Here is a 26151-nt window from a genome sequence, read left to right on the forward strand (position 1 = left end):
GCTGCGGGACGAGCGCCGCCGCAGGTCAGGCACGCCTCTCCTTGCTGGCGGGCGCGCGGAATGCGACCTAGTCTGGAATCGTTCAAGTGAACGGCACCGACGGAAGCCGGGTGACCGCCGCACGATTCCGGGCGACCCCCGAGAGAGCGAGGAGCACCATGTCCGCACCCACCATCCACCGCACGACGGCACGCTTCGAGGCGTCGGAGAAGCTCCGCGCCCACCTGCAGCGTGTGCTCGTCGCGCTCGTCGACCTGCACGTCCAGGGCAAGCAGGCCCACTGGAACGTCACGGGCCGCGGGTTCCGCGACCTGCACCTCCAGCTCGACGACGTCGTGGACGCCGCGCGCGAGCACAGCGACACCGTCGCCGAGCGCATGCGCGCGCTCCAGGTCGTGCCCGACGGCCGCACCGAGACCGTCGCGACGACGACGGACCTCTCGCCGTACCCGGCCGGCCTCGTGTCGGTCGGCGACACGGTCGACGCGGTCGTCGAGCGCATCGCGCAGACGGTCGAGGTCGTCCGCGCCGTGCACGACGACGTCGACGCGGAGGACCCGACGAGCGCCGACATCCTGCACGAGATCATCGCGGACCTGGAGAAGCAGGCCTGGTTCCTCTCCTCGGAGAACCGCGAGGCCTGACCCGGCCCGCCGCCGCGAGGTAGAGCACGCCGTGTGCTACCTCGCAACGGGCCGTTCTACCTCGCCGTGCGCCCCTGGCGCGCGCGGCGGCCGGGGATGGCCGCGACGAGCTCACGCGTGTACTCCTCCTGCGGGTCGAGCAGGATCTGCTCGGCCGCCCCCTGCTCGACGACGCGCCCGCGGTGCATGACGCCGACGTGGTCGGACACCTGCCGCACGACGGCGAGGTCGTGCGAGATGAACAGGTACGCGAGCCCGTGCTCGGCCTGGAGACGCACGAGCAGCTCGAGGATCTGCGCCTGCACGGACACGTCGAGCGCCGAGGCGGGCTCGTCGAGCACGACGAGCGCCGGGTTCAGGGCGAGCGCCCGCGCGATGGCGACGCGCTGGCGCTGCCCGCCCGAGAGCTCGCGCGGTCCCCGGCGGAGCACGTCGGGCGGGAGCGCGACGTCCTCGACGAGCGCACGCGCCCGGTCGGCACGCTCGGACGGCGAGCCGACCCGGTACGCCCGGAGCGGCTCGGTGACGATCTGCTCGACGGTGAACCGCGGGTCGAGCGACGCGTACGGGGACTGGTAGACCACCTGGAAGCCGCGGCGCAGCGACCGCAGCCGCTCGCCGCGCGCCGTCGTGATGTCCTCTCCGGCGAACTCCACCGTGCCCGCGGTGGGCCGTTCGAGCCGGAGGGCGAGGCGCGCCGTCGTGCTCTTGCCCGACCCCGACTCCCCCACGAGCGCGTACGTCTCGCCGCGCCCGACCGCGAGGCTCACGCCGTCCACCGCGACGAGCGTCCGGTGCGCCGACCCGCGCGGCAGCGTGAACTCCTTGCGCAGGTCCCGCACCGCGAGGACGGGCGCGCTCGCGGGGTCCGGGCCGGCACTGTCGGGCACCGCGATCCCCTGACTGACGGCGCGGCTCGCGACCGCGGCGCGGCTCGCGTCGGCGCGCGGGACGACGCCGTCGCCCGGCGCAGTCTCCGGGGTGCCGCCCGCGACGAGGCGCGAGCTCGCGAGGCTCGGCGCCGCCGCGATGAGCTGCTGGGTGTACGGGTGGCGGGGGTCGTGCAGCACCCGGTCGGCCGTGCCCTCCTCGACGACGACCCCGTGCTCGAGGACGACGATCCGGTCGGCGCGGTCCGCCGCGACGCCGAGGTCGTGCGTGATGAGCAGGACGGCGGTGCCGAGGTCGCGCACGAGTCCGTCGAGGTGGTCGAGGATGCGGCGCTGGACCGTCACGTCGAGCGCGCTCGTGGGCTCGTCCGCGACGACGAGGCGCGGCCGGGCCGCGACGGCGATCGCGATGAGGACGCGCTGGCGCATCCCGCCGGAGAGCTGTGACGGGTACTGCCGCGCGCGGGCCTCCGGGTCGTCGATCCCGGCCTGACGCAGCAGCTCGACCGCGCGCTCGCGCGCCTCCTTGCGCCGCGCGAGGCCGTGGATGACGAGCACCTCCGCGACCTGGTCGCCCACGCGCGTCACGGGGTTGAGCGACACCGTCGGGTCCTGCGGCACGAGCCCGACGTCGCGGCCCCGCACCTGCTGCCACTCCTTCTCGGAGAGCCGCCCGACGTCGCGCCCACCGAGGCGGATGGTCCCTGCCGTCACCTCGCCCCCGCGCGCGAGCAGGTGCAGGGCCGCGTGCGCCGTCGTGCTCTTGCCCGACCCGGACTCGCCCACGAGCGCGACGACCTCGCCCGCCCCCACCGTGAGATCGACACCGCGGACGGCGGCGTACGAGCCGCCGTCGCGCGTGCGGTAGGCGACCTCCAGACCGCGGATCTCGAGCGCGGGCACCTCGCCCGACGTCGGGCCGGGACGCTCCTGGCTGGTCGGCGTCGTGGCGGTCATGCGTCCCCTCCGGTCCGTTCCAGGGCCCGCGCGATGCGGTTCGCCGACAGCACGACGGCGACGATCACGAGGCCCGGCATGGTCGTGAGCCACCACGCGGTGGCCAGGTAGTCGCGCCCGCCCGAGACGAGCGACCCCCACTCCGGCGCGGGCGGCGGCGTCCCGTAGCCGAGGAAGCTCAGGGCCGAGATGGCGAGCACGGCCGTGCCGAGCTCGAGCGCGACGAGCGCGAGCACCGGTCCCGTCGAGTTGGGCAGCACGTGGCGCCCCAGCACGCCGTACCAGCGCACCCCCGACGCGCGGGCCGCCTCGACGTACACCGACGTCGAGGTGCGCACGACCTCGGCCCGCATGACGCGGGCGAACGTCGCGACGCTCGTGATGCCGACGGCGATCGCGACCTTGACCGTCCCGAACCCGAGCGCCGTGATGATCGCGAGCGAGAGCAGGATGCTGGGGATCGCGAGCAGCACGTCGACGAACCGGCCGACGACGTCGTCCACCCACCCGCGCACGAACCCCGCGAGCAGGCCGAGCAGCGACCCGGCGACGAGCCCGACCGCGACCGCGACGACGGTCGCGCCGAGCGAGGCCGACGCGCCGTGGACGACGCGCGCGTACACGTCCCGCCCCAGGTGGTCGGTGCCGAACAGGTGCGCGCCCGACGGCGGCTGCAGCCGGTCCGCGGGCACGCCCGTCAGCGGGTCGTACGACGTGAAGAGCTGCGGGACGACCGCCCACGCCGTGACGAGCAGGACGACGAGCACGGCGACGACCAGCCCGGGCCGCCGCACGGCGTACCGCGCCCCGCGCCGCCACCGGCCCGCCGTGCCCCGGGTCCGCACGCGGCCGTGCCGGAGGATCGCGCGCGCGTCCTCGCGGTCCTCGACCTCGATCTCCGCGGGCGTGCGTCCCCCGGGCGCGTCGGCGGGCGGGGCGTCGGGGGCGAGCGCGCCCGACGGCGGCACGTCCGCCGCCGCGGCACGGTCCGCGACCCGGGCCTCGTCCCGGAGCACGATGCGCACTCCCGGCCTGGTGCTCATGCGGCCACCGCCTTCTGTCGTGCGTCGATCCGGGGGTCGAGCAGGGGGTAGAGCAGGTCGACCACGAGCGTGACGACCACGAACACGAGCGCCGAGAGGACGACGACCGCCTGCACCACGGGGATGTCCTGCGCGTCCACCGACGTGACCGTGAGCCGTCCTAGGCCCGCGCGCGAGAACACCGTCTCGGTGACGACCGTGCCGCCGAGCAGCCCGCCCACGACGACGCCCAGCACGGTCAGCGCGGGGATCGCGGCGTTGCGCAGCGCGTGGCCGAAGTGCACGCGCGCGCGGCTCGCACCCTTGGCGCGCGCCGTCTCCACGTACGGCTCGCCGAGCGTCCCGCGCAGGCTCCGCGCGAGCACCTGGGCGAGCGCCGCGCTCGCCGGCACGGTGAGCGTGATCGCCGGCAGCACGAGGCTGATCGCGCCCTGGTTGCCGATCGCGGGGAACAGCGGGATCTGGAAGGAGAACCACTGCAGCAGGAGGAGGCCCAGCCAGAACGGCGGCAGGGCGACGCCGAACGGAGGGAGCGACGCGAGCGCGTGGCGCAGCCAGGCCGCGCGCGGAAACGTGCTCGCGATCGCGATGCCGGCGCCCGCCACGACGGCGAGGACGAGCCCCGCGGCGGTGAGCCGGAGCGTCTCCGGGAGCGCCTGGAGCACGAGCTGCGTCGCGGGCGCCCCGGACGCGTACGACGTCCCGAAGTCGAGCCGCAGCGCGTGCCACAGCGCGTCCGCGTACTGCACGAGCACGGGCCGGTCGAGGCCGTACTGGGCGCGCAGGGCGTCGAGCAGCGCGGGGTCCACCTGGTCCGCCTCGCCCCCGCCGCTCGCCATGAGCGCGGCCGGGTCGCTGGGCAGCAGGTAGAGGACGAAGAACGAGATGGTGAACGCCGCCCAGAGCACGAACAGGCCCTGCCCGGCGCGACGCAGGACGTACCGGCCCATGGTCGGCCTCCTTCCGTGGGGGATGCCCGCCTGCCCGACGCCGCGGCGTCGGGCAGGCGGGCCCGGCGGGTCAGCCCTGGGTGACCCAGGCGTCGTAGAAGTCGAGGCGCGACGACGCCTCGAACGTCAGGCCGTGGACCGTGTCGGCGGCCGCGATGGTCGTCGAGAGCTCGTAGACCGGGATCGCGTGGCCCTTCTGCACGAGCAGGCGCGACGCCTCCGTGACGAGCTCCTGGCGCTCGGCCGGGTCGGTCGCCGCGGCCGACGCGTCGAGCAGGTCGTCGACCTCCTCGGCGTCGCGCTGGTTGATGTTGCGCGCGTTCGCCGAGAAGATCGTCCGCAGCACGTCCGGGTCGGAGCGCGTGAGGTTGTAGTAGTCGAAGTCGAAGTCGCCGCTCTCCTTGATCGCCTGCGACTCGGCGACGGTCACGTGCTGGAGCTGGAGGTCCACGCCGATCTGCGCGAGCTGCTGCTGGACGAGCTCGAGCGGCTCCGGCACCTGCCAGAACGTCACGGTCGTGGAGAGCTTCTGGCCGTCCTTCTCCCGGACGCCGTCGGCGCCCTCGACCCAGCCCGCGTCGTCGAGGATCTTCTTCGCGCCCTCGGGGTCGTAGGCGAGCTCGTCCGCGACGCTCTCGTACAGCGGGGTCGAGTGCGACAGGACGCTCGTGGCCGGCTCGTCCTGGGCGCTGAGCACGGTGTCCGCGATCTGCTCGCGGTCGATGCCCTGGAGGATCGCCGTCCGCACGGCCTCGTCGCCCGCGAGCGGGCTCGACTCGTTGGGGAAGAGGTTGAACACGACGCCCGGGTTGGCGCGGTACTCGAGCCAGAACCCGTTCCCGTCGAACTGCGGCAGGTCGACGGTCGAGATCGCGGCCGTGGCGTCGATCTGCCCCGACTCCAGGCTGCCGCTGCGCACGCTCGCCTCGGGGATGACCTTGAACGTCACCGTGTCGAGGTAGGCCTCGCCCTGGTGGTCGCTCGCCTCCGAGCCCCACGCGTAGCCCGCGACCTTCTCGAGCACGATCTCCTGGTCCTGCGTGTACGACTTCACGGAGAACGGGCCCGAGCCGACGAACTTCCCAGCGCAGCGGTCCTCGACGCTCAGGCCGGCCGAGGACGGGGCGAGGAGGCCGAGCGAGAACGTCGACGTCGCCTGGAGGAACTGCGCGCTCGGCTCCGCGAAGTCCACCGTGAGGGTCTGCGGGTCGGTGACGGTCGTGCCCTCGTAGCCGACGAGGTACTGCGACCCGAGCGACGCCGTCGCGCCGAGCGCGACGATCGCGTCGAAGTTCGTCTTCACCGACTCGGCGTCGATCGGCGTGCCGTCGGCGTACGTCGCGTCGTCGCGCAGGTGGAACGTGTAGCTCGACGCGTCGTCGTTCACCCCCCAGCTCTCCGCGAGCCACGGCAGGATCTCGCCCGACTCCGGGTCCTGCGCCGTGAGCGACGCGACGGTCTGGCGGGCCGCCGCGATGGCGTCGTTGTTGCCGACCTGCTGCGGGTCGATGCAGTGCGAGTCGACCGTGAGGGCGAACGTCAGGTCGCCGCCCGTCACGGGCTCGCCGGACGGGCTGGGCGACCCGTCGCCGTCGGACGCGCCGGAGCCGCCGCCCGCGCACGCGCTGAGCAGGAGGCCCGTCGCGGCGGCCGCCGCGGCGACGGTCAGGGACCGGCGTCGGTGAGGTGTGGGGATCATGTCGTGCTGCTCTCCTCGTGTGCCGGCTGAGGACCGGCGGTCGTCCGGCGCCGGTGGTCGACCGTGCCGGGCCCAGGGCCGGCGCGGCGGGGGACCCACCGGGGTGCCGTGCTTACCGCGCGGCGGGAGCCACGCGGTCAGGTCGTTCCCGGAGCACCCCGTCACGTCGAAGGGTTGCTGGTCAGCGAGCCGGGCCTGCGTGCTGACGCTCGTCACCTGGGAGCAGGAAAGACAATCTCGACTGGTTGAGTCAAGTATCGAGACGGCCGTCCCGCCAGGCGGACGGTTGTTTCCGCCGAGACGACGCGAGTCGCGGCCGTCTCGCGTGTCACCGCGCCGGGAAGGGCGACTCGGGAGGTGGGGTGGCGCCACGGACCGGGCGCGCTCGGACGGGCGCCCGACCTGCGGCAGCACGGACCGCCGCGACGCCACCGACAGCGAAGCGCGCGCCACGGGCGTCGACAGCGACGTCGTCGACGCCCGGACGTGCGCCGGCACGCCGAGCACGACGCGCCACCGGAGCCGTCGCGATCAGGCCCGCCGACCGTAGCCGGCACGCGAGAGACCGAGAGAGCGAAACTCCTCAGGGACCGTCAAGATCTGATGCGGTGATTCTCGCCGTCACTTCTCCCCGCACCACGAGGAGCCAGTCGCGCAGCGGCATTCCCACGGCCTCGCGATAGAGCTCGGCATGAAGCCGGCCGTTGATCCACTCGACGACCTGCTCGTCGGAACGGTAGCGGTCCAGGGTGCTGTCGATCTCGTCGACGAGTCCGTCGTACCTGCTGGGGCCGACCAGGTCCAGGAAGCGCGCCAGAGCACCTGCGGGACTCCCGTAGTCCTCTTCCCAGTCCTGGTGGAAGAACGAGCCGAAGAACGCGTCGAGCGAGTGGTGGGTCGTCATGGCGCACCTCGCGGAGGGGTCGTCGCGTCAAGGAAGGGCGGCGTGAGTGCGAGAGCCTGCGTCGAGACCGGAGCTGCGCCCGGGACGCGACGCTACACCGTGGGCCTCTTCAGCAGGGGTGTTCTCAGCCTGCCGCCGGGCCCGCAGCGCAGCCACCTCCGTCATCCACGCCGCCCGGCTCGAGGAAGAGCGAACCGGCCGTGGCGTCGAGGATGCCTCGTCAGGCCGCCGTGAACCCCGCCGCGCGGCGGGTGTCGGCCGGGCTCCACAGGTCCGTCTTCACCTCGGCCTGCACGACGGGCACGACCTCCTCCGCGAACCGGCGCAGCACGTCCTCCTGCTGCGCCGCGGGGATCAGGTGGTTCACCGAGACGGACTGCAGGTCGTGCCGGTACGAGGCGTGGTAGTCGAGGATCTTCTCCGCCACGCGCTCCGGCGACCCCACGAGCGCGGGCCCGCGCTCGACGGCGTCCTCGACCGTCCGGAAGCTCGGTGCCTTCCCGACGGCGTCCGGCCCGTACCCCCGGCGCGCCGCCGCCGCGACCTGGCCCTCGTAGATCGGGCGGTACTGCTCGATCGCCTCCTCCGTCGTGTCGGCGAGGAACAGCCCGCCCGAGCCCGACCCGACGAACCCGTACGCCGGGTCGTGCCCGTGCGCCGCGTACTGCTCGCGGTAGCGGTCGATGAGCACCTGGTAGTTCTCGCGCGGCTGCAACGCGTTGGCGCTGACGATCGGGTCCCCGTACCGGGCCGCGAGGTCCACCGCGAAGCGCGACGTCGCCGACCCGTGCCAGATCCGGAACGGCCCGGCGAACGGCCGTGGCAGCGTCGTCGCGTGCTCCAGCGCGTGGCGGTGCCGCCCGCTCCAGCTGACGTCCTCCTCCGACAGCAGCAGGCGCAGCAGCTCGTAGTTCTCCTGGAGGTACTCGTACTGCTTGTCGAGGTCCAGCCCGAGCAGCGGGTACTGCAGCACCTCGTTGCCCTTGCCGATGACGATCTCCAGCCGCCCGCGGCTCAGCTGGTCGACCGTCGCGAGGTCCTCGGCGACGCGGATCGGGTCGAGCAGCGACAGCACGGTGACGCCCGTGCTCAGCAGGATGCGCGACGTCCGCGCCGCGACCGCGCCGAGGAGCACCGTCGGCGCCGACGACAGCATCTCTCCCGCGTGCCGCTCCCCCACCGCGAACGAGTCGAACCCGAGCTCCTCGGCCAGCACCGCCGTCTCCACGACCCGGTTCAACCGGTCGGACGGCGCGACCGCCTCCCCGGTCACGGGGTGGGGCGGGTTGAACACGATGTCGAGTACCTGGAACCGCACGTCCTTCTCCTTGTTGTTCGTCGTCGTCCGGGGCCGGTACCGGCGCGTTCGGCAGCTCCGGTCGAGTTCGGCACGCGCAGGTGCCGAACCCGACCGGAGCTGCCGACCCCGGGGCGGGGTTGCCGATCTGTCAGGCCGCGGTGGCCTCGGCGGCGGCGGCGTCGCGCTTCGCCACCTCCTCGCGGACGAGCGGGATGACGTAGCGACCGAAGTCGACCGCGTCGTCCAGCAGGTCGTAGCCGCGCGCGGAGATGACGCGGACGCCGAGGTCGTAGTAGGCGAGCAGCGCCTCGGCGACCTGCTCGGGCGTGCCGACGAGCGCGTTGGAGTTGCCGGCGCCGCCGGTGGCCTTCGCGGTCGCGGTCCACAGCGCGGTGTCGAAGCGCTCGCCCTGGGCGGCGATCTCGCGCAGGCGCTGGGAACCCGCGTTCTCGGGCTTGTCGATCGGGTGCCGACGGCTGAGCTGGCCCCCCGCGGCGGCCTTGCGCGCCTCGATCCGGTCGAGGATGCGGTGCGCCTTCTCCCAGGCGAGTTCCTCGGTCGGCGCGACGATCGGCCGGAACGCGGCGTGGATGCGCGGCGGCGTCGTGCGGCCCGCGGCGGCGGCCTCGGCGTGCACGCGCGCGATCTGCTCGGCGGTGCGGTCGAGCGGCTCGCCCCAGACGGCGTAGATGTCGGCCTCGGCCGCGCCGACGCGGAACGCGGCGTCCGACGACCCGCCGAACGAGATGGTCGGGGTGCGGCCCTCGAACGGCTTGGCGTCGAGCACGAAGTCGTCGAAGTCGTAGAACGGCCCGTGGTGGTCGAACGGCTCGGCGCTCGACCAGGCCTGCTTGACGATCTGGATGTACTCGTGGGTGCGCGCGTACCGCTCGTCCTTGGTCAGCGTGTCGCCCTCGCGGCCCTGCTCGTGGTCGTTTCCGCCGGTGATGAAGTGCACGGAGAGCCGCCCGCCGGAGAGCTGGTCGAGCGTCGCGAACGTCTTGGCGGCGTACGTCGGGTAGGACACGTTGGGCCGGTGCGCGAGCAGCAGCTCGATCGACTGCAGGCGCGCGGCGGTGTAGGCGGCGAGCGCGGCGGGCTCGGGGCCGGAGGAGCCGTACGCGAAGAGGACGCGCGTCCAGCCGTTGTCCTCGTGCGCGCGCACGAGGCGCTCGAGGTAGGCGGGGTCGAACGCGGCGGTCGTGCGCTCGGTGGTCTCCGAGGCGTCGTTGGTCGTGGCGATGCCGAGGAACTCGACGGGCATGAGGGTCTCCGTGGTGTCGGTGCGGGTGGTGCGTCGTGCGGTGGTGCGGGGGCCGGACGTGCGGGGCACGGTCCGGCCGCCGGCTCAGGGCCGGGCGGGCGCCGTCGGGTCCGGCGACGCCGCGGGCCCCGCGGGCGCGGGCTCCGGGGCCGCCCCGACCGGGTCGGACGCCGGGAGGCCGGCCTCCTTCCACGCGGGGAAGCCGCCGTCGACGTGGGACACGTGCGTGTACCCCCGGCGTGCGAGCGCCTCGGCGACGGGCCCGGAGCCGTTCGGCGACCCGCACACGACGACGACGGGCGTGTCGAGCGAGATCACCGGGGCGTCGGCGGGGCCGAACAGCGCGTCCAGGTCGTCGCGGTCGGCGAGCGTGGCGCCGGGGATCTCGCCGTGCGCGGCGCGACCGCCGGCCGAGCGCACGTCGATCAGCAGCGCGCCGTCGGCGACCTGGGCGGCGGCGTCGGTCGCGGCCCGCAGGGGCGGGGTCGTGGTCATGGGTGTCTCCTTCGCGGGGTGGTGGCGTCAGCGGGTGGTGGCGAGCGCGGGTGCGACGGCGGGCGTAGCGGTCGTGGTCGTGGTGTCGCCGCCGCTCGGGGCGCCCGCGAACCAGTGCTCGGCGAGCAGCGCGAACGAGCGTCGGGCGTCGTCGGCGTCGTGGGTCGCGGTGGTGACGAGCAGCTCGTCCGCGCCGGTCGCGCGGCGCAGGGTCTCGAGCCGCCGCACGACGGTCTCGGGGTCACCGACGATGCGTGTGTCGACGCGGTCGGCGACGAGCGCGCGCTCCGCCTCCGGACGCTCCTCCCACGCGGGCGACGTGCCCGGCTCCGGGTAGGCGATCGCGCCGTCGGCGCCGCTGCGGATGGAGAGCACCCAGTCCGCGAACGGCGTCGCGAGCTCGCGGGCCCGCTCGACGGTGTCGGCGACGAGCACGTCGGCGGACACGACGACGTAGGGCTCGTCGAGCACGCCCGGCCGGAACGCCTCGCGGTACGCGGCGACGGTGTCGAGCGTCGCCGACGGCGCCACGTGGTAGTTCGCGGCGAGCGGCAGCCCGAGCTCGCCCGCGACGCGCGCGCTCTCGCCCGCGCTCGACGCGAGGACCCACAGGTCCCAGTCGGCGCCCTCGACGGGCGGGCTCACGTACGGCGTCCCGCGCTCGTCGCGGTAGGTCCCCGCGCGCAGCCCGAGCACGAGCTCGAGCTCGTCGCGGAAGCTCGCCGGGGTGCGCGACGCCCCGACGATCCGCTTCTGCGCGAGGATGCGTTCGCGCAGCACGGAGTCGTTCACGTCGGCGGGCGGCGCGCCGGGCACGTACAGCCCGTCGACGACCCGCGGCCCGGTGGCGGGCCGGGCCCGCCGCGGCGCCCCGGCCCCCTTCTCCCCCGTCGGCGGCGTGAACGCGCGGCCGAGCCCGAGGTCGACGCGGCCCGGGTGGAGCGCGGCGATCGTCCCGAACTGCTCGGCGGCGACGAGCGGGCTCGTCGTGCTGAGCAGCACGGCACCGCTGCCGACACGGATGCGCTCGGTCCGGGCCGCGACGGCGGCGGCGAGCACGGCGGGCGACGCGGAGCCGACGCCGGGCGACAGGTGGTGCTCGGCGTACCAGACGCGGTGGTAGCCGAGCCGGTCGAGGTCGCGCGCGAGCCCGACGGCGCGGCGCACCGCGTCCTGGCCCGTCGCCCCCTCGGGGACGATCGCGAGGTCGAGCACGGACAGCGGGACGCGGCCGGACGCCGGTCGCGGCCCGCCGGGGGTGGCGGTCGGGTGCGGGTGCTGGTGGGACATGGCTTCCTCTGGTGGGGTGCGGTGGCTCGGGGCGACGCGGTCGCGTGGGGGCCCGCCGGGCTACTTGGACGGGAACCCGAGCGCGGCGAGCGTGGTGCGCAGGTGGGCGCGCCCGCGCAGGGCGCCGGGGACGCGCAGGCGGTCGACGACGCGGTCGCGCCAGCCGCCGTCGAGCCCCTCCTCGCGGTAGAAGGGCGCGATGCGCTCCTCGTACGCCGCGACGTGCTGGTCCTGCCCGACGGCGCGGTAGCGCTCGGCGTGCAGGACGGCCGCCTGCGGCAGCCGCGGCTTGACCCGTTCGCCGCCCGCGGGGTCGGGGTGCCCGACGACGAGCCCCACGACCGCGACGACGCCCTCGGGCAGGCCGAGCTCGGCCGCGACCTGGGCGGGGTGGTTGCGCAGCGCGCCGATGTACACGGTGCCGAGACCGAGCGACTCCGCCGCCACGACGGCGTTCTGCGCGGCGAGCGCGGCGTCGAGGAACGCGACGACCGTCGTCTCGAGGTAGTCGGTCGCCTCGAGCCGGACGCCCTCGCGCTCGCCGAGGGCGCGGGCCCGCGCGACGTCGGCGAGCCAGACGAGCAGCAGCGGCGCGGTGCGCACGTGCTCCTGGTCGCCCGCGAGCGCCGCGAGCCGCGCCTTGCGCACGGGGTCGGTGACGGCGACGACGCTCCAGAGCTGGAGGTTCGACGACGTCGGGGCGGACTGCGCGGCGGCGACGAGCGTCGGCACGACGTGGTGGGCCAGCGGGTCGGTGCGGTAGCGGCGCACCGTCCGGTGGCCCAGCTGCGTCGCGAGGACGGTGCCGGGACGGTCCGCGGCGGGTGCCAGGCCCGCGGTCGCGCCGGGCGCGACGTCCTCGACCGCGGCGAGGTCGACGCCGTACCGCGCGGCGAGCGCGGCGCGGGCACCGTCGGCGTCGTGGGACGGCGCGCGGAGCGTCCCGGGGTCCGCGGCCGGGGCCGCAGCGTCCCCAGCGGTGGGTGCGGGAGCGATCGTCATGAGGCGGTCCTCTCGGGGAGTGCGGCGAGGCGGGCGAGCGCGAACCGCTCGGCGGCGGTGCCGCCGTCGGGCAGGGCGCCGGGGGCGGTCGCGAGGTCGGCGAGCACGCGCCCGACGGCCGGGGCGAACTTGAAGCCGTGGCCGGAGAACCCGGCGCCGACGACGACCGGACCACGCCGGTCGAGCACGAAGTCGTGGTCGGGCGTCGTGGTGTACGTGCAGCTCACGGGGACCCACGCGTCGGGGTCGAGGCCGGGCAGCCAGGTCCGCACGTAGTCGCGCAGCGCGGCGAGCTGGCCCGGCTCCGGCCGGTACGAGCGCCGGTCGGGGTCGACGACGGGGCCGACGCCGTGGAAGCCGACCTTGACGCCCTCGCCCGGGGTCGCGAGCCCGTAGACGCCGCTCGGCCACGCGGTGCCGGGACCGGCGTCGTGCGTGAACGCGGGCCACCCCGCGGGCGACGTCCCGGGGGCGAGCGCGAAGTGGGCGGGCTGCTCCTGCGTGACGACGAGCGGGAGCTCCTGCCCCAGCAGGCCGCCCGCCGGGGCGCCGAGCAGACCCGCGCTCCACGCCCCGACGGTCACGACGACGACCCGCGCGACGACGTCGGCGCCGTCGGTGACGACGCGCACGCCCTCGGGGACGCGCTCGACGTGCCGGACGGCGACCTGGTGCCGCACGTCGGCACCCCGGGCGGCCGCGGCCCCCTGGAGGGCCGCGACGGCCCGGTCGGCGTGGAGCCGGCCGGCCGTCGCGACCTCGTGCAGCACCCGGCCCTCGAACCGCAGCCCCGGCCAGCGCTCGGCCGCGGCCGCGGGGTCGAGCCACTCGTGCTCGATCCCCCGGGCCGCGAACGCGGCGCCGATCGCGTCGACGCGGCGCTCGGCCGCGCTGTCGCGACGCCCGTGGCTCACGCCGCCCGTGACGTCGAGGAGCTCGGTCCCGGTCTCGTCCTCGACCTCGCGCCACAGGCGCAGCGCCTCCTGCGCGAGGTCGAGGTACTCGGGCTCGGCGTACGTCGTGCGGTAGATGCGCGACGTCCCGTGCGAGGCGCCGTGCGCGTGCCCGGGCGCGAAGCGCTCGAGCAGCACGACGTCGCGCCCGCGCCGGGCGAGCTGCCACGCCGCGGCCGAGCCCATGACGCCGCCCCCGACCACGAGGTGGTCGACGTGCTGGGTGCTGGTGGTCATGCGCGGGTCACTCCGTCTTCGGCAGGCCGGGCGGGTTGGTCTGCGACTCCTCGACGGCCTCGGACTCCAGGCCCCACCGCTGGAGCACCTCGAGGTAGGTGCCGTCCTCGATGGCGTGGTTGATCGCGGCCGTGATGGCCGGGGCCGCCTCGTTGCCCTTCTTCGTGGCGACGGCGATCTGCGCCGTGTCGGGCCAGCCGCCGTTGAGCGTGCCCACGACCTTGAAGTCCTGCGGGGAGATCGCCGCCTGGTACGCGAGCGACGCGTTGGGGCCGACGTACGTCTCGATGCGCCCGGACTGGAGCGCGAGCAGGACGTCGGAGAACTGCTCGTAGTACTCGGGGCCCTGGATGGGCTCGAGGCCGTCCTCCTGGTTGAGGCGGTCCCACTCGAGCACGATCTTCTCCTGGTTCGTCCCGGAGCCGACGGCGACGACCTTGCCCGCGATGTCCTCGCGCTTCGTGATCGACGTGATGTCGGAGTCGGCACCCACGAGCCAGCCGAGCTCGTCGTTGCGGTAGGTGGAGAAGTCGATGGTCTCCTTGCGCTCCTCGGTCACCGTGACGTTGGAGATCACGGCGTCGACGTCGCCCGAGCCGAGCGCGAGCGGCCAGTCGGCCCAGGCCTTGACCTCCAGGCGCAGGTCCTTGCCGAGCGCGTCGGCGACGAGCTGCGCGACGTCGGTCTCGTTGCCGATGGGCGTCTCGTCGTCGTCGGCGAGGAAGCCGAGCGGCGGTGCGGCGCCCGCGGAGATCGCGACGACGAGCTCGTCCTTGTCCTTCCAGGCGTCCGGGAGGAGCGCGACGGCCTCGGCCGACTCGGTGGTGCGGATGCGGTCCTGGTCGGGGCTCGTGCTCACGTCGAGGGCGTCCGAGACGGACGTCGTGCTCTCCGTCGTGCCGTCGGAGGACGCCGCGCCCTCGTCCGCCGCGGCCGGGGCCTCGGTGCTCACCCCGGAGCAGGCCGCGAGCGCCAGCAGGGGCACGACGGCGAGGGCGGCGAGCGCGCGGGGGGCGCGGGCGCGGGTGGTCGTTGCGGTCACGGGTGTCCTACCTCTCGGGTGGTGCGTCCGGGTGACGCAGGGAGTGCGGGTGTGCGGGACGGCCGGGCGGCCGGTCGCGGGTGACGACTGTGGGCGTCGGTGGACGTCGGGTGGGTTTCAGAGCACCTTCTGGAGGAAGGCCCGGGTGCGGTCGTGGCGCGGGCGGTCGAGCACCTCGGCGGGCGTGCCCTGCTCCACGACGACGCCGTCGTCCATGAACACGACGGTGTCGGCGACCTCGCGGGCGAAGCCGATCTCGTGCGTCACGACGACGAGCGTCGTGCCGGTGCTCGCGACGTCCTTGATGACCTCGAGCACCTCCCCGACGAGCTCGGGGTCGAGCGCCGAGGTGGGCTCGTCGAACAGGAGCACCTTGGGCCGCAGCGCGAGCGCACGGGCGATGGCGACGCGCTGCTGCTGCCCGCCGGAGAGCTGGCGCGGCCGGGCGTCGGCCTTGTCCGCGAGCCCGACGCGCTCGAGCAGCGCGCGGGCCTCGGGCTCGACGTCCTCGCGGCGGCGGCGCTGCGCCGAGACCGGCGCCTCGACGACGTTCTCGAGCGCCGTGAGGTGCGGGAACAGGTTGAAGCTCTGGAAGACGAACCCGATCTGGGTGCGCTGGCCGAGGATCTCGCGCTCCTTGAGCTCGCGCAGGGTGCTGCCCTTGCGGCGGTACCCGATGAGCTCGCCGTCGAGCGAGATGAACCCCTTGTCGACCTTCTCCAGGTGGTTGATCGCGCGCAGCAGCGTCGACTTCCCGGAGCCGGACGGGCCGAGCACGACCGTCACGGACCCGGGCGGCACGGTGAGCGACACGTCGCGCAGCACCTCGAGCGTGCCGAAGCTCTTGTGGACGCCGTGGATCTCGACGAGCCCGGCGGTCGCGACGTCGGCGGTCATGCGGCACCTCCCGACGTGCGCGCGGTGCGGGTCAGCACGCCCACCCGGGCACGGGCCGCGTACGCGGGCGGGACGGCGTCGGGCACGGGGCGGCCGGAGAGCCGCGACGCCCAGACGAGCACGGTCCACCGCGCCTTCTGCAGCGGGGTCGGGGGCAGCGTGCGCACCGCGCCCTTCGCGTAGTGCCGCTCGACGTAGTACTGCACGACGGTGATGAGCGTCGTCAGCACGAGGTACCAGATCGACGCGACGATGAGCAGCGGCACGACGCGCCCGTTGCGGCCGTAGATGACGCTGACGATGTAGAACAGCTCGCCGTACGCCAGCACGTAGACGATCGACGTGCCCTTGAGCAGCCCGATCACCTCGTTGACGGCCGTCGGGATGATGGAGCGCATCGCCTGCGGCAGGATGATGCGGCTCACCTGGCGGCGCTTGGGGATGCCGAGCGACGCGGCGGCCTCCTGCTGCCCCTGGTCGACCGAGAGGATCCCGGCCCGCACGATCTCGGCCGAGTACGCGGCCTGCGAGAGCCCGAGCCCGAGGATCGCGGCCCAGAACTTGTCGATCACGGACAGCGTGTCGAAGTACAGGAACTCGGGCCCGAAGGGGATGCCGACGCTCAGGTACGGGTACAGGTAGGCGAGGTTGTACCAGAGCAGCAGCTGCAGCAGCAGCGGCACGGACCGGAACACCCACGTGTACGTCCACGAGACCGACTGCAGGAGCGGCGAGCGCGACAGCCGCATGAGCGCGAGCACGGTGCCGAGCGCGAACCCGACGACCGACGCGACGAGCGTGAGCCGGATCGTCGCCCACGCGCCCTCGAGGATCGAGGGCCAGGTGAGGTACTGCGCGACGACGCCCCACTCCCAGCGGTCGTTCGTCACGAGCGAGCTGACGACCATGGCGAGCAGCACGGCCACGCCGGCCGTCGCGACCCAGCGGCCCGGGTGCCGGGCGGGGACGATGCGCAGGCTCTCGAGCGGCAGCGCGTCCTCGACACCGCCGCGCGGGTCGGCGGGGTGCCGGCCCGACGGCGGCTCGAGCTGCCGGGACTCGTCCTGCGGGAGCGACACGGTGCTCATGGCGCGACCTCCAACCACTTCTCGAACGCGAGCGGGCCGATCTCCTCGGGATCGGTCCCGGTGTCGAACAGGGGCGTGTAACCGGTCGCGAGGTACAGCCCGGCGGCCTCGGGCTGGCGCGGGCCCGTCGTGAGGTACACGCGCCGGTAGCCGCGCTCGACGGCCCGGCGCTCGAGCTCGGCGAGCACGAGGCGCGCCAGCCCGCGGCGCCGGTGCGCCGAGTGCGTCCAGATCCGCTTGAGCTCGGCGGTGCGCACGGCGGGCGTCCCGTCGGCGCGGCGCGCGGCCGGCCGGGTGAGGCGCGCCGGGTCGCCGAGCTCCGGCTCGGCCCGACGGCGGAACGCGCCGCCCGCGACGGGCTCGCCGTCCTCCAGCACCAGCACGAGCTCGCCGTGCGGCGCCGCGAAGTCCTGCGCGGGGTAGTGCTCCATCTCGGCGCGGAGCTCCTCGGCGCTGAGCACGCGCTGGTACCGCGTCCAGTACTCGTGAGAGAGCTCGTCGAGCAGCGGCCGCACGAGCGGGTCGTGCATCGCGACGGACCGGACCTCGCGCGTCCCCCGCCCGACGGGGCGCGCGGCGACCGCGGTCACCGGGGTGCCCTCTCACCCGCGGTGACGGCGAACGGCACGTGGTTGCCCTCGACCGGCGCCGGGCACGTGCCGAAGTCGCTGAACGCGTACGGCAGGTTGACGGCCCGGTTGAGGTCGAGGCGCACGCTCCCCTCGGTGCCGGGCACCGCGTCGGCGTCCACGCGCAGGACCCGCCAGGGGGCGACGCCGTCCGCCTCGTCGCTGAAGAGCAGCGTCACCGCACCGCCCGGCGCGCCGGTGAGGGCGAGCGTCGCGCCGCGCCGGGCGCCGTCGCGCTCGACGACGAGGTCGACCTCGCCGACCGTGCGCACGTGGTGCACGAGGCCGGGCCGGGCCGCGCCGACGACGACGGGCCGCGGCGCGTCGTACCAGCGCACCGGCGCGTCGACGACCCAGGCGGCGTCGTAGGGGAACGTCGGGACGCCGTCGAACGCCGTCCGGGCCGGGGCGAGCGGGTCGCGCACGCGGACGGCGTAGCGGCCCGTGCGGTGCACGACCTCCACCGCGACCTCGCGCGTCTCGCCGCCGTCCGCCGGGTCGCCCGCGTCCCGGCCGTCCGGGAGGAACGTGCCCGCGAGCGTCGACCCGCCCTCCGCGACGACGACGGTCCCGACGACGCTGCCCGTCGTCGTCCGGACGGCGCCGCCCTCGCCCGCGCGGTGGTGCGCGCCGTCGGCGTCGGCCCACCAGAGCCCCGGGATCCCCGGGAGGGCGGCGGGCTCGGCCGGGAGCGCGTGGTACGCGACGAGGCTCAGCCAGCCGTGCGGCGGGCGCAGCCCGTCCTCGCGCTCGGCGTGCCAGGCGGCCCACGCGGCGGCGTCGGGCGACGCGGACGCGACGGGGTCGGCGGGTGCGGTGGCCACGGCGCCCGTGGCGGTCGGCGTGCTCGTGCTCATGGGTCCTCCGAGGTCGGTGCGGGTGGTCGGTGCGGTGGTCGCCGCGGTGCCGGCGGCGGTCAGCCGACGAGCTCGGCGGGGTGCGCCGTCGTGGGCTCGCCGTCGCCTCGCGTCGCGCCGGGGCGGGCGAGGCCGAGGTGCTCGCGCAGGGTCGTGCCCGCGTACTCCGTGCGGAACGAGCCGCGCTCCTGGAGCAGCGGGACGACCTGGTCGAAGACGTCGTCGAGCCCGCCCGGCGTGAGGTGGGGCACGAGGATGAAGCCGTCGGAGGCGTCCTCCTGGACGTGCCGGTCGATGTCGTCCGCGACCTGCTGCGGCGTGCCGACGAACCCGCCGCGCGACGTCACCTGGATGACGAGCTCGCGGATCGACCACCCGTTCGCCTCGGCCTGCTCGCGCCACGCCGCGGCGACCGCCGCCGGGTCCTTCGCGTGCCGCACCCGGCCGCGCGTGATCGACAGGTTCTCGGTGTCGGGGTCGACGTCGGGCAGCGGGCCCTCGGGGTCGTACGCCTCGAGGTCGCGGCCCCAGACCTGCTCGAGGAACGCGATCGCCGTCGGGCCCGAGACCTGCTGGAGCCGGATCTCCCGGGCGCGCTCCTCCGCCTCGGCGGGCGTGTCGCCCAGCACGACGACGGTCGCGGGCAGGATCTTCAGGGAGTCGCGCTCGCGCCCGTGGGCCGCGAGCCGCCCCTTGACGTCCTCGTAGAACGCGCGCCCGGCGTCGAACGTCGAGTGCGCAGAGAACACGACGTCGGCGGTCGCTGCGGCGAAGTCGCGCCCGTCGGCCGAGTCGCCCGCCTGGAACAGGACGGGGTGCCCCTGTGGGCCGCGCGGCGTCTCGAACAGCCCGACGACGTCCGCGTACGTCCCGTGGTGCGCGACCGGTCGCATCGCACCCGGCCGCAGGAACTCGCCCGCGATCCGGTCGGCCAGCACGGCGTCGTCGTCCCACGAGTCCCACAGGGCGCGCGCGACCTCGACGACCTCGGCCGCCCGCGCGTACCGCTCGGGGTAGGGCAGGTACCCGCCGCGGCGGAAGTTGGCGCCCGTGAAGGCGTCGGGGCTCGTCACGAGGTTCCACGCCGCGCGCCCCTCGGAGAGCAGGTCGAGCGTCGCGAACTGCTTCGCGAGCTCCCACGGCTCGTTGAACGTCGTGTTGATCGTGCCCGCGAGGCCGAGCCGCTCCGTGACGGCGGCGAGCGCGGCGAGGACGGGCAGCGTGTCGGGGCGGCCGACGACGTCGAGGTCGTGGATGCGGCCCTTGTGCTCGCGCAGGCGCAGGCCCTCGGCGAGGAAGAAGAAGTCGAGCCTCGCGTCCTCGGCACGGCGCGCGAGGTGCTCGAACGACGCGAAGTCGATCTGGCTGCGCGAGCGGGGGTCGCTCCACACGGTGGTGTTGTTGACGCCCGGGAAGTGGGCGCCGAGGTGGATCTGCTTGCGGGGTCGGGTGCTCATGTCGCTTCCGTCCGGGCTCAGGCGATCGCCGCGTAGCGGTTCGCGGGGTGCGGGAGGCCGAGCGTGTCGCGCAGCGTCGTGCCCGGGTACGCGGTGCGGAACAGCCCCACGCCCTGGAGCAGCGGCACGACCCCGTCCACGATCGCGTCGAGGTCCGTGCTCAGCGACGACGGCCGCAGCAGAAAGCCGTCGGCGGCGCCGGCGTGCGCCCACTCCTCGACCGTCGCCGCGAGGTCGCGCGCCGTGCCCACGTGCGTCAGCGAGTCGGTGTCCCACGAGACGCCCTCGAGGTCCTCGAGCAGGTCGAGGCGGGCCTGCGCGCTCGCGCGCGTGTCCCCGACGACGACGTACGCGTCCACGAGGACCCGCAGCCCGTCGGGGTCGCGCCCGGCGTCCGCGGCGGCGTCGCGCACCTGGGCCCGCAGCGCGACCGCCTCGTCCCGCGTCGCGGCGCGGACCCGCACGACGTCGGCCCGCCGGGCCGCGAGGTCGAGGGACGCCGGCGTGCTCGCCCGCACGACGACGGGCGGCTGGCCCTGCGGCGGGCGCGGCGTGATCGACGGCCCCTTGACCGCGAACCGGATGCCCTCGTGGTCGACGTAGTGCAGCTTCTCGCGGTCCACGAACCGGCCCGTCGCGACGTCGCGGATCTCGGCGTCGTCCTCCCACGAGTCCCACAGCCGCGTGACGACCTCGACCGCCTCGTCCGCCTCGGCCACGGCGTCGGGCTCGTCCTGGGCGCCCTTGCGCCCGAAGGCCGCGGCCTCGGCCGGGGTCGTGGACCACCCGACCTGCCATCCCGCGCGGCCGGAGCTCACCTGGTCGATCGTCGCGACCGCCTTGGAGACGTGGAACGGCTCGGTGTGCGTGGTGGTGACGGTCGGGACGAGGCCGATGCCCGCGCTGCGCGGCGCGAGCCGGGACGCGACGAGCGCGGCGTCGAGCCGGCCGCGCACGGACCCGTTGCGGCCCGGCTGGAGGGTGAACGCGTCGTCGAGCGTGACGAGGTCGAGCAGGCCGCGCTGGGCCGTGGCCACGAGCTCGACGAGGCGCTTGGCGTCGAACAGGCGCTGGGCCTGGGAGCCCACGGTCCGCCAGGCGGCGGGGTGCGCACCGGCGTCGGTGAGGTCGACGCCCAGGTGGACGGTGCGGGCGGGGCGGGGGTCGGGCATCACGAGGATCCGTTCTGGGACAGGCGCCGACCGCGCGCTCAGGGCGCGGCGGGGTGCCGGGGGGTGGGCAGGGTCGCCCCGCCGCAGGACGGCAGGGCGGGGCCGGGGAGGCCGGAGGGAGGCCCGTCAGGGCGTGCGCGCGAGCGCGCGCGGCGTCAGGAGCGGGGCGTCGTCAGCGACAACAGGTGACGCGCACGGGGGCGCCGACCGGACAGGAGACGACGGCAGCAGCACGGACCGGACAGGGGCACGTCGGCGCGTGCGGGGTGCTCACCGCGGTGCTCGACTCTCGCCGGTCCATCGTCCGTCTCCTTCGTGCCCGTCTCCGGGCGCCGCGTCGTTGCCCCGCACCGCGCAGGTCGCGCGACGCGGGACCTGGTCCTCACCCGGGGCACCCCGCCGCGCGGGAGGGTTGCCGTCCGACGAGCCGGGGCTTCGCGTCGGAGCTCATGACCATGTCCTGTGCCGAGGTCCGTGGACCTCGGTTGCCGGGAACCTACGAGCGGCCGGAGAGGGTGTCAACGCACCGCCGGGACCTTCCCACATACTGGACTTGATCGGTCAACTTTGAGCAGCGAGGGCCCGCCGTTTGCACCGAGTGCATCGATGCACCTAGTGTCAAGAGGTGCCCCTCCTCCCCGGACCCGAGCGCCCGACCGCGCCCGCGACGGGCGCCGTGACCCCCGACGCGACGAGCCCGGGCGCCCCCGGCCCGGACGCCGCGGCTCCCGACCGTCGCGCGGCCCTGCGCGCGCGCCACCGCCGCGCGATCGTCGCCGCCGCCGCGACGCTCATGGAGGAGAAGGGCGGCGCGCGCTTCACCGTCGACGAGCTCGCGGCCCGCGCCGACGTCGCGCGCCGCACGATCTTCAACCACTTCGCGTCGCTCGACGACGTCGTCGTCGAGGTCTGCGAGGACGTGCTGGGCACCGTCGTCGAGACGCTCGGGGCGAGCGCGGCCGAGCCGGGCACCGACCGCCCCACGCCCCTCGACGACGTCACCGCGGCGCTGCGCGGCACGGACCTCGTCGGCCCCATGGCCTACCTCACGCGCGCCCTCGGCGGTACCGCGACCGAGCCCACGCCCCGCGTCACGACGATGGTCGTGCGCACCTTCACCCACCTCGCCGAGCGCCTCGTCGCGGCGACCACGCGCCGGCACCCGGACGTCGACCCGCTCGAGATCGAGATGCTCGTGGGCGCGCTCATGGCCGGGGTCCTCGTCATCCAGCGTCGCTGGTGGGCCGAGACCGGCGCCGCCGACGACGACGCATCGCGCGAGGTCTGGGCAGGTCTGCTCGACCGCCTCGTCGAACGGATCCGCGCCGGCTGGGCGGACCCCGTCTGACACGACCCGCACCCTCCCCGCCCTGTCCCGCCTCGCGACCACCTCTCCCGCAGCATCACCCCCGCCATCCCGGGCACACCCGCCACCCGCCACCGGACTCCCACCGAAGGACCCTCATGGCTGAACTCCTCTACCGCCTCGGCCGCGCGTGCGCGCGCCGCGCGCGGACCGTCCTCGCCGCGTGGCTCGCGGTGCTCGTGCTCGCCGGGGCGGCGTTCGTCGCGTTCGGCGGCACGCTCGCCAGCAGCTTCTCGATCCCCGGCACCCCGACCGCCGACGTCACCGAGCGGCTCCAGACCGCGCTGCCCGAGGCGTCGGGCGGGAGCGGCACGATCGTCTTCGCGACGGAAGACGGCGCCCCGTTCACGCCCGAGCAGGAGGCCGCGATCGCGGACCGCTTCGCCGCGGCGGAGGAGGTCGACGGCGTCGCGTCGGTCGTCGACCCGTTCGCGACGCAGGAGGAGCTCGCCGACCAGCGGAAGCAGATCGACGACGGCCGCACCCAGATCGCCGCGGGACGCGAGCAGATCGAGGACGGCCGCGCACAGCTCGCCGCCGCGCAGGAGCAGGTCGACGCCGCGCGCGCCCAGCTCGACGCCGGCCAGGCCCAGCTCGACGCCGCACGTGCCCAGGCGGAGGCCGCGGGCGCGCTGGAGCAGGCGGCGCCGCAGCTCGACGCGCAGCAGGCCGAGATCGACGCGGGCCGCGCCACGCTCGAGTCGCAGGCCACGACGCTCGACCAGCAGGTCACCGCGCTGGAGGACCAGAGCGCGACGCTCGAGGAGCAGTCCGCGCAGCTCGAGCTCTCCGCTCCCCTGCTCGACATGGCGTCCGACATCCGCCTCGTGTCCACGGACGGGAGCGCGGCGGTCGCGAACGTGACGTTCACCGAGCCGAACATGAGCATCGACCAGCAGACGAAGGACGACCTCGTGGCCGTCTTCGCGGACGACCCGGTCGACGGCGTCCAGACCGACTTCTCGTCCGACATCGCCCAGGGCGTGCCGCAGGTGTTCGGCGTGGGCGAGGCCGTCGGCCTCGTCGTCGCGGCGATCGTGCTCGTCGTCATGCTCGGGACGCTCGTGGGCGCAGGCCTGCCGATCCTCACGGCACTCATCGGGGTCGGGATCGGCGCGCTCGCCGCGATGTCGCTGTCCGGGGTCGTGGAGATGTCGTCGGTGACGCCGGTGCTCGGCCTCATGCTGGGGCTCGCCGTCGGGATCGACTACTCGCTGTTCATCGTCAACCGGCACCGGCGCCAGCTCAAGCAGGGCGACGAGCTGCACGAGTCGATCGCGCTCGCGAACGGCACGTCGGGCAACGCGGTCGTGTTCGCCGGGGCGACGGTGCTCATCGCGCTGCTCGCGCTCAACGTCACCGGCATCCCGTTCCTCGGCCTCATGGGCACGGTCGGTGCGCTGTGCGTCGCGATCGCCGTCCTCATCGCCGTCACGCTCACGCCGGCCCTGCTCGGCATGATCGGCCCGCGGATCCTCAGCCGCCGCGAGCGCGCCGCGCTCGCCGGGCCCGCCGCGTCGTCGGGCGCCTCGACGGGCGCGTCGACGGGCGCGTCGGCCGGGACCGCGTCGTCGGAGCCGGGCACCGCGGGCGGCCTGCCCGCCGCGGAGCCCGTGCGCCCCATGTCGACCGTCCGCGCGGTGGGGACGGCCCTGCTCGCCGTCGTCGCGCTCGGCGTGATCGCCCTGCCCGCGCTCGACCTGCGGACCAACCTGCCCGACGGCTCGTCCGAGGCGCACGACTCCACGCAGTACCGCGCGTACTCGACCGTCGCCGAGGAGTTCGGCGAGGGCACGAACGGGCCGCTGCTCGTCGTCGCCGACCTGCCGGGCGAGCCGACCGAGGCCGAGGCGCTCGAGTACCAGGTCGGCGTGGCCGAGGAGCTGTTCTCGCAGGACGACGTCGTGGCCGTCGCCCCGATCGGGACGTCCGAGGACCGCACGGTCGCGGCGTTCCAGGTGATCCCGGCCGAGGGTCCGACGAGCGAGTCGACCGAGGAGCTCGTGCACGCGCTGCGCGCCCTCGAGCCGCTCGACGGCGAGGTCACGCTCGGCGTCGCGGGCTCGGCCAGCGGCAACATCGACATCTCGGAGAAGCTCGCGCAGGCCCTGCCGATCTACCTCGCGGTCGTCGTCGGGCTGTCGCTCGTCATCCTCGTGCTCGTCTTCCGGTCGATCTTCGTGCCGGTCGTCGCGACGCTCGGGTTCATCCTGTCGTACTTCGCCGCGCTCGGCGGGGTCGTCGCGATCTACCAGTGGGGCTGGCTCGCGGGGGTGTTCGGCGTCGAGACGCCGGGCCCGATCCTCAACTTCCTGCCCACGATCCTCGTCGGCATCCTGTTCGGACTCGCGATGGACTACCAGCTCTTCCTCGGCTCGGGGATGCGCGAGGCGTACGCGCACGGCGCCCCCGCGCGCGTCGCGATCGTGCAGGGCGTCCGCGCGGGCCGGGCCGTGGTGACGGCCGCGGCGATCATCATGATCTCCGTCTTCGGCGGGTTCGTCTTCTCGCACAGCGCGATGATCCGACCCATCGGGTTCGCGCTCGCGTTCGGCGTCCTCGTCGACGCGTTCGTCGTGCGGATGCTGCTCGTCCCGGCGCTCATGCACCTCGTGGGCGACAAGGCGTGGTGGCTCCCCCGCTGGCTCGACCGCATCCTGCCCGACGTCGACGTGGAGGGCGCCGCGCTCGAGCGCCGGCACCCGCACCACCTCGACGGGTCGACCGACCCGGCGGCCCAGGGCGGCGCGCCCGACGCCGGCACCGAGCCGGGCACCACCGGCCCGGACGCGGCCGAGCCGGAGACCGCGCGCGGCTGAGGCCGCGGATCCCCGCACCGGACCCGGTGCCACCGGTCGACGAGCGAGCCCGCTCGTCGGCCGGTGGCGCCGGGTCCGTCGTCGTCAGGGGCGGGGCACGTGCACCGTCGCGACGATCGCGCGGTGGTCGCTGCCCACGACGTGCAGCGAGTCGACGTCGGTCACGACGTTCTCGCGGTCGGTCACCACGTGGTCGAGGTTGAGCACCGGCGGCACGACGCCGGGGCGCGGCGACCACGACAGGTCGAGCCCGCCGCCCGAGGCACGCGTCGCGTCGTGGAACCGGTCGCCGAGCAGCCGGCGGAACGTCGCGTGGTCGTGGGTGGAGTTGAAGTCGCCGACGAGCACCTGGGGCAGCGCGTCGCCGTGCGCGCGCTCGGCGAGCGCGTCCGTCTCCTCGTGCCAGATGTCGACGTACTCCGGGATCGGCGGGATCGGGTGCACCGCGGTGACCCGCACCGGGACGCCGTCGACCTCCACCGTCGCCGACGGCATCGCGTCGTTCGAGAACGGCTCGACGTCCACGTCGCGGAGCGGCAGCGCGCTCCACAGCCCGCTGCCCATGGCGCCGCGCCCGACCTTGCCGTCGGCGCTGTACGGCAGCACGTCCTCGATCCCCGCCGCGACGAGCCGCTCGCGCAGGTCCGTCGTGAGCTCCAGCACGGCGAGCACCTGCACGTCCTCGGTGCGGACGAGGTCGACGAGCGCCTCCGCGTCCGCCGCGCCGTACCAGGTGTTGGCGCCCATCACGCGCAGCGTCACCGCGTCGTCGGGCGGCGCGGGGCCGGGCACGAACGCAGGCACGAGCCACACCGCCTGGACGGCGACGCAGACCGCGAGCAGCGCCGCGAGCAGCCACCGGCGCGCGAGCAGCGTCAGCACGAGCCCGACGGCGGCGCCCAGGGCGACGAACGGCGTGAACCCGACGAGCTGCGCGACGGGCGTCCACGCGTCGTCGGGCAGCATGCGCACGAGCGTGAGGAGGAGCACGGCGACGACGCCCGTGGCGAGCACGACCGTGAGGGGTCGGCCGCCCGGTCGGCGCCGCGTCGTGACGCGCGCGGGCGGGAGGCGCGTGGTGGCCGAGGTCATGCCCGGACTCTCGCAGCGCCGCCCCGCCGCCGCGACCCGCCCCACCGGCCCGCCCAGTGATCTCCACCGAACCCGCCCACCCGCCCGTCCCCTCCGTCCGCCGA

The 26151-nt window shown here is 75.0% G+C and carries 22 protein-coding genes and 2 riboswitches; of the genes, 3 read left to right on the top strand and 19 right to left on the bottom strand.

Annotated features, from left to right (window positions below):
- The first annotated feature begins 158 nt into the window (after nucleotides 1-158).
- Complete coding sequence (locus B8281_RS00770; RefSeq protein ID WP_051028364.1) at nucleotides 159-644, top strand: Dps family protein; 486 nt, start codon at nucleotides 159-161, stop codon at nucleotides 642-644.
- Nucleotides 645-700: 56 nt separating this feature from the next.
- Here the strand turns inward: B8281_RS00770 and B8281_RS00775 are convergent, their stop codons facing one another.
- From B8281_RS00775 to B8281_RS00860, 18 genes are all read right to left on the bottom strand, one after another.
- Nucleotides 701-2491 (bottom strand): ABC transporter ATP-binding protein, encoded by a 1791-nt coding sequence (locus B8281_RS00775; protein ID WP_085386596.1) that lies wholly within the window; start codon nucleotides 2489-2491, stop codon nucleotides 701-703.
- Nucleotides 2488-3534, bottom strand: coding sequence for an ABC transporter permease (locus tag B8281_RS00780; protein WP_085386597.1), 1047 nt, complete (start codon nucleotides 3532-3534; stop codon nucleotides 2488-2490). Before B8281_RS00780 ends, B8281_RS00775 begins: the two co-directional genes overlap by 4 nt.
- Complete coding sequence (locus tag B8281_RS00785; RefSeq protein WP_085386598.1) at nucleotides 3531-4484, bottom strand: ABC transporter permease; 954 nt, start codon at nucleotides 4482-4484, stop codon at nucleotides 3531-3533. The genes B8281_RS00780 and B8281_RS00785 overlap by 4 nt, the downstream gene beginning before the upstream one ends.
- A 70-nt stretch (nucleotides 4485-4554) precedes the next feature.
- Nucleotides 4555-6183: an ABC transporter substrate-binding protein gene (locus tag B8281_RS00790; RefSeq protein ID WP_085386599.1), complete on the bottom strand. Its 1629-nt coding sequence runs from the start codon at nucleotides 6181-6183 to the stop codon at nucleotides 4555-4557.
- Nucleotides 6184-6286: 103 nt separating this feature from the next.
- Nucleotides 6287-6400: riboswitch (SAM riboswitch) on the bottom strand.
- A 366-nt stretch (nucleotides 6401-6766) separates the two neighbouring features.
- A complete protein-coding gene (locus B8281_RS00795; protein ID WP_085386600.1) occupies nucleotides 6767-7087 on the bottom strand; it encodes a contact-dependent growth inhibition system immunity protein in 321 nt (106 codons plus the stop codon).
- A 220-nt stretch (nucleotides 7088-7307) separates the two neighbouring features.
- A complete protein-coding gene (locus tag B8281_RS00800) occupies nucleotides 7308-8405 on the bottom strand; it encodes an LLM class flavin-dependent oxidoreductase (RefSeq protein WP_085386601.1) in 1098 nt (365 codons plus the stop codon).
- A gap of 130 nt (nucleotides 8406-8535) precedes the next feature.
- Complete coding sequence (locus B8281_RS00805; protein WP_085388538.1) at nucleotides 8536-9651, bottom strand: LLM class flavin-dependent oxidoreductase; 1116 nt, start codon at nucleotides 9649-9651, stop codon at nucleotides 8536-8538.
- Nucleotides 9652-9735: 84 nt separating this feature from the next.
- Nucleotides 9736-10146 (bottom strand): rhodanese-like domain-containing protein, encoded by a 411-nt coding sequence (locus B8281_RS19995; protein ID WP_085386602.1) that lies wholly within the window; start codon nucleotides 10144-10146, stop codon nucleotides 9736-9738.
- Nucleotides 10147-10173: 27 nt separating this feature from the next.
- The gene (locus B8281_RS00815; RefSeq protein ID WP_085386603.1) at nucleotides 10174-11436 is read right to left on the bottom strand and encodes an LLM class flavin-dependent oxidoreductase; all 1263 of its coding nucleotides are present in this window, start codon (nucleotides 11434-11436) and stop codon (nucleotides 10174-10176) included.
- Nucleotides 11437-11496: 60 nt separating this feature from the next.
- On the bottom strand, nucleotides 11497-12438 hold the full coding sequence (locus tag B8281_RS00820) for an NADPH-dependent oxidoreductase (protein ID WP_085386604.1): 942 nt from the start codon (nucleotides 12436-12438) through the stop codon (nucleotides 11497-11499).
- Entirely contained in the window at nucleotides 12435-13628 is a 1194-nt protein-coding gene (locus B8281_RS00825; RefSeq protein ID WP_085386605.1) for an FAD-dependent oxidoreductase, read from the bottom strand. The genes B8281_RS00820 and B8281_RS00825 overlap by 4 nt, the downstream gene beginning before the upstream one ends.
- Nucleotides 13629-13635: 7 nt before the next feature.
- On the bottom strand, nucleotides 13636-14670 hold the full coding sequence (locus tag B8281_RS00830; RefSeq protein ID WP_085386606.1) for an ABC transporter substrate-binding protein: 1035 nt from the start codon (nucleotides 14668-14670) through the stop codon (nucleotides 13636-13638).
- 117 nt (nucleotides 14671-14787) lie between these two features.
- Nucleotides 14788-15567 (bottom strand): amino acid ABC transporter ATP-binding protein, encoded by a 780-nt coding sequence (locus B8281_RS00835; RefSeq protein ID WP_085386607.1) that lies wholly within the window; start codon nucleotides 15565-15567, stop codon nucleotides 14788-14790.
- Complete coding sequence (locus tag B8281_RS00840; protein ID WP_085386608.1) at nucleotides 15564-16655, bottom strand: amino acid ABC transporter permease; 1092 nt, start codon at nucleotides 16653-16655, stop codon at nucleotides 15564-15566. Before B8281_RS00840 ends, B8281_RS00835 begins: the two co-directional genes overlap by 4 nt.
- Nucleotides 16652-17245, bottom strand: a complete 594-nt coding sequence (locus B8281_RS00845; RefSeq protein WP_369824923.1) for a GNAT family N-acetyltransferase — start codon at nucleotides 17243-17245, stop codon at nucleotides 16652-16654. Before B8281_RS00845 ends, B8281_RS00840 begins: the two co-directional genes overlap by 4 nt.
- The gene (locus B8281_RS00850; RefSeq protein ID WP_085386609.1) at nucleotides 17242-18141 is read right to left on the bottom strand and encodes a DUF1684 domain-containing protein; all 900 of its coding nucleotides are present in this window, start codon (nucleotides 18139-18141) and stop codon (nucleotides 17242-17244) included. Before B8281_RS00850 ends, B8281_RS00845 begins: the two co-directional genes overlap by 4 nt.
- A 59-nt stretch (nucleotides 18142-18200) precedes the next feature.
- Nucleotides 18201-19598, bottom strand: coding sequence for an NtaA/DmoA family FMN-dependent monooxygenase (locus B8281_RS00855; RefSeq protein WP_085386610.1), 1398 nt, complete (start codon nucleotides 19596-19598; stop codon nucleotides 18201-18203).
- 17 nt (nucleotides 19599-19615) lie between these two features.
- Nucleotides 19616-20770, bottom strand: coding sequence for an LLM class flavin-dependent oxidoreductase (locus B8281_RS00860; RefSeq protein ID WP_085386611.1), 1155 nt, complete (start codon nucleotides 20768-20770; stop codon nucleotides 19616-19618).
- Nucleotides 20771-21117: 347 nt separating this feature from the next.
- A riboswitch (SAM riboswitch) is annotated at nucleotides 21118-21225 on the bottom strand.
- A gap of 170 nt (nucleotides 21226-21395) precedes the next feature.
- Here B8281_RS00860 and B8281_RS00865 point away from each other — a divergent pair.
- A complete protein-coding gene (locus tag B8281_RS00865) occupies nucleotides 21396-22118 on the top strand; it encodes a TetR/AcrR family transcriptional regulator (RefSeq protein WP_232322629.1) in 723 nt (240 codons plus the stop codon).
- Between the two features lie 116 nt (nucleotides 22119-22234).
- Nucleotides 22235-24955: an MMPL family transporter gene (locus B8281_RS00870; protein ID WP_085386612.1), complete on the top strand. Its 2721-nt coding sequence runs from the start codon at nucleotides 22235-22237 to the stop codon at nucleotides 24953-24955.
- An 84-nt stretch (nucleotides 24956-25039) separates the two neighbouring features.
- On the opposite strand, the gene B8281_RS00875 is transcribed toward B8281_RS00870, so the two are convergent.
- Nucleotides 25040-26047: an endonuclease/exonuclease/phosphatase family protein gene (locus B8281_RS00875; protein WP_085386613.1), complete on the bottom strand. Its 1008-nt coding sequence runs from the start codon at nucleotides 26045-26047 to the stop codon at nucleotides 25040-25042.
- Nucleotides 26048-26151: the final 104 nt, after the last annotated feature.

It is taken from the genome of Cellulosimicrobium sp. TH-20, assembly GCF_002105775.1.
In the GTDB taxonomy this organism is placed as follows: Bacteria; Actinomycetota; Actinomycetes; order Actinomycetales; family Cellulomonadaceae; genus Cellulosimicrobium; species Cellulosimicrobium funkei.

Bases quoted from the DNA above. Each gene is read 5' to 3' on its own strand.
- B8281_RS00770 (WP_051028364.1), top strand. From the start codon at position 159: ATGTCCGCACCCACCATCCACCGCACGACGGCACGCTTCGAGGCGTCG.
- B8281_RS00775 (WP_085386596.1), bottom strand. From the start codon at position 2,491: ATGACCGCCACGACGCCGACCAGCCAGGAGCGTCCCGGCCCGACGTCG.
- B8281_RS00780 (WP_085386597.1), bottom strand. From the start codon at position 3,534: ATGAGCACCAGGCCGGGAGTGCGCATCGTGCTCCGGGACGAGGCCCGG.
- B8281_RS00785 (WP_085386598.1), bottom strand. From the start codon at position 4,484: ATGGGCCGGTACGTCCTGCGTCGCGCCGGGCAGGGCCTGTTCGTGCTC.
- B8281_RS00790 (WP_085386599.1), bottom strand. From the start codon at position 6,183: ATGATCCCCACACCTCACCGACGCCGGTCCCTGACCGTCGCCGCGGCG.
- B8281_RS00795 (WP_085386600.1), bottom strand. From the start codon at position 7,087: ATGACGACCCACCACTCGCTCGACGCGTTCTTCGGCTCGTTCTTCCAC.
- B8281_RS00805 (WP_085388538.1), bottom strand. From the start codon at position 9,651: ATGCCCGTCGAGTTCCTCGGCATCGCCACGACCAACGACGCCTCGGAG.
- B8281_RS19995 (WP_085386602.1), bottom strand. From the start codon at position 10,146: ATGACCACGACCCCGCCCCTGCGGGCCGCGACCGACGCCGCCGCCCAG.
- B8281_RS00815 (WP_085386603.1), bottom strand. From the start codon at position 11,436: ATGTCCCACCAGCACCCGCACCCGACCGCCACCCCCGGCGGGCCGCGA.
- B8281_RS00820 (WP_085386604.1), bottom strand. From the start codon at position 12,438: ATGACGATCGCTCCCGCACCCACCGCTGGGGACGCTGCGGCCCCGGCC.
- B8281_RS00825 (WP_085386605.1), bottom strand. From the start codon at position 13,628: ATGACCACCAGCACCCAGCACGTCGACCACCTCGTGGTCGGGGGCGGC.
- B8281_RS00835 (WP_085386607.1), bottom strand. From the start codon at position 15,567: ATGACCGCCGACGTCGCGACCGCCGGGCTCGTCGAGATCCACGGCGTC.
- B8281_RS00840 (WP_085386608.1), bottom strand. From the start codon at position 16,655: ATGAGCACCGTGTCGCTCCCGCAGGACGAGTCCCGGCAGCTCGAGCCG.
- B8281_RS00850 (WP_085386609.1), bottom strand. From the start codon at position 18,141: ATGAGCACGAGCACGCCGACCGCCACGGGCGCCGTGGCCACCGCACCC.
- B8281_RS00855 (WP_085386610.1), bottom strand. From the start codon at position 19,598: ATGAGCACCCGACCCCGCAAGCAGATCCACCTCGGCGCCCACTTCCCG.
- B8281_RS00860 (WP_085386611.1), bottom strand. From the start codon at position 20,770: ATGCCCGACCCCCGCCCCGCCCGCACCGTCCACCTGGGCGTCGACCTC.
- B8281_RS00870 (WP_085386612.1), top strand. From the start codon at position 22,235: ATGGCTGAACTCCTCTACCGCCTCGGCCGCGCGTGCGCGCGCCGCGCG.
- B8281_RS00875 (WP_085386613.1), bottom strand. From the start codon at position 26,047: ATGACCTCGGCCACCACGCGCCTCCCGCCCGCGCGCGTCACGACGCGG.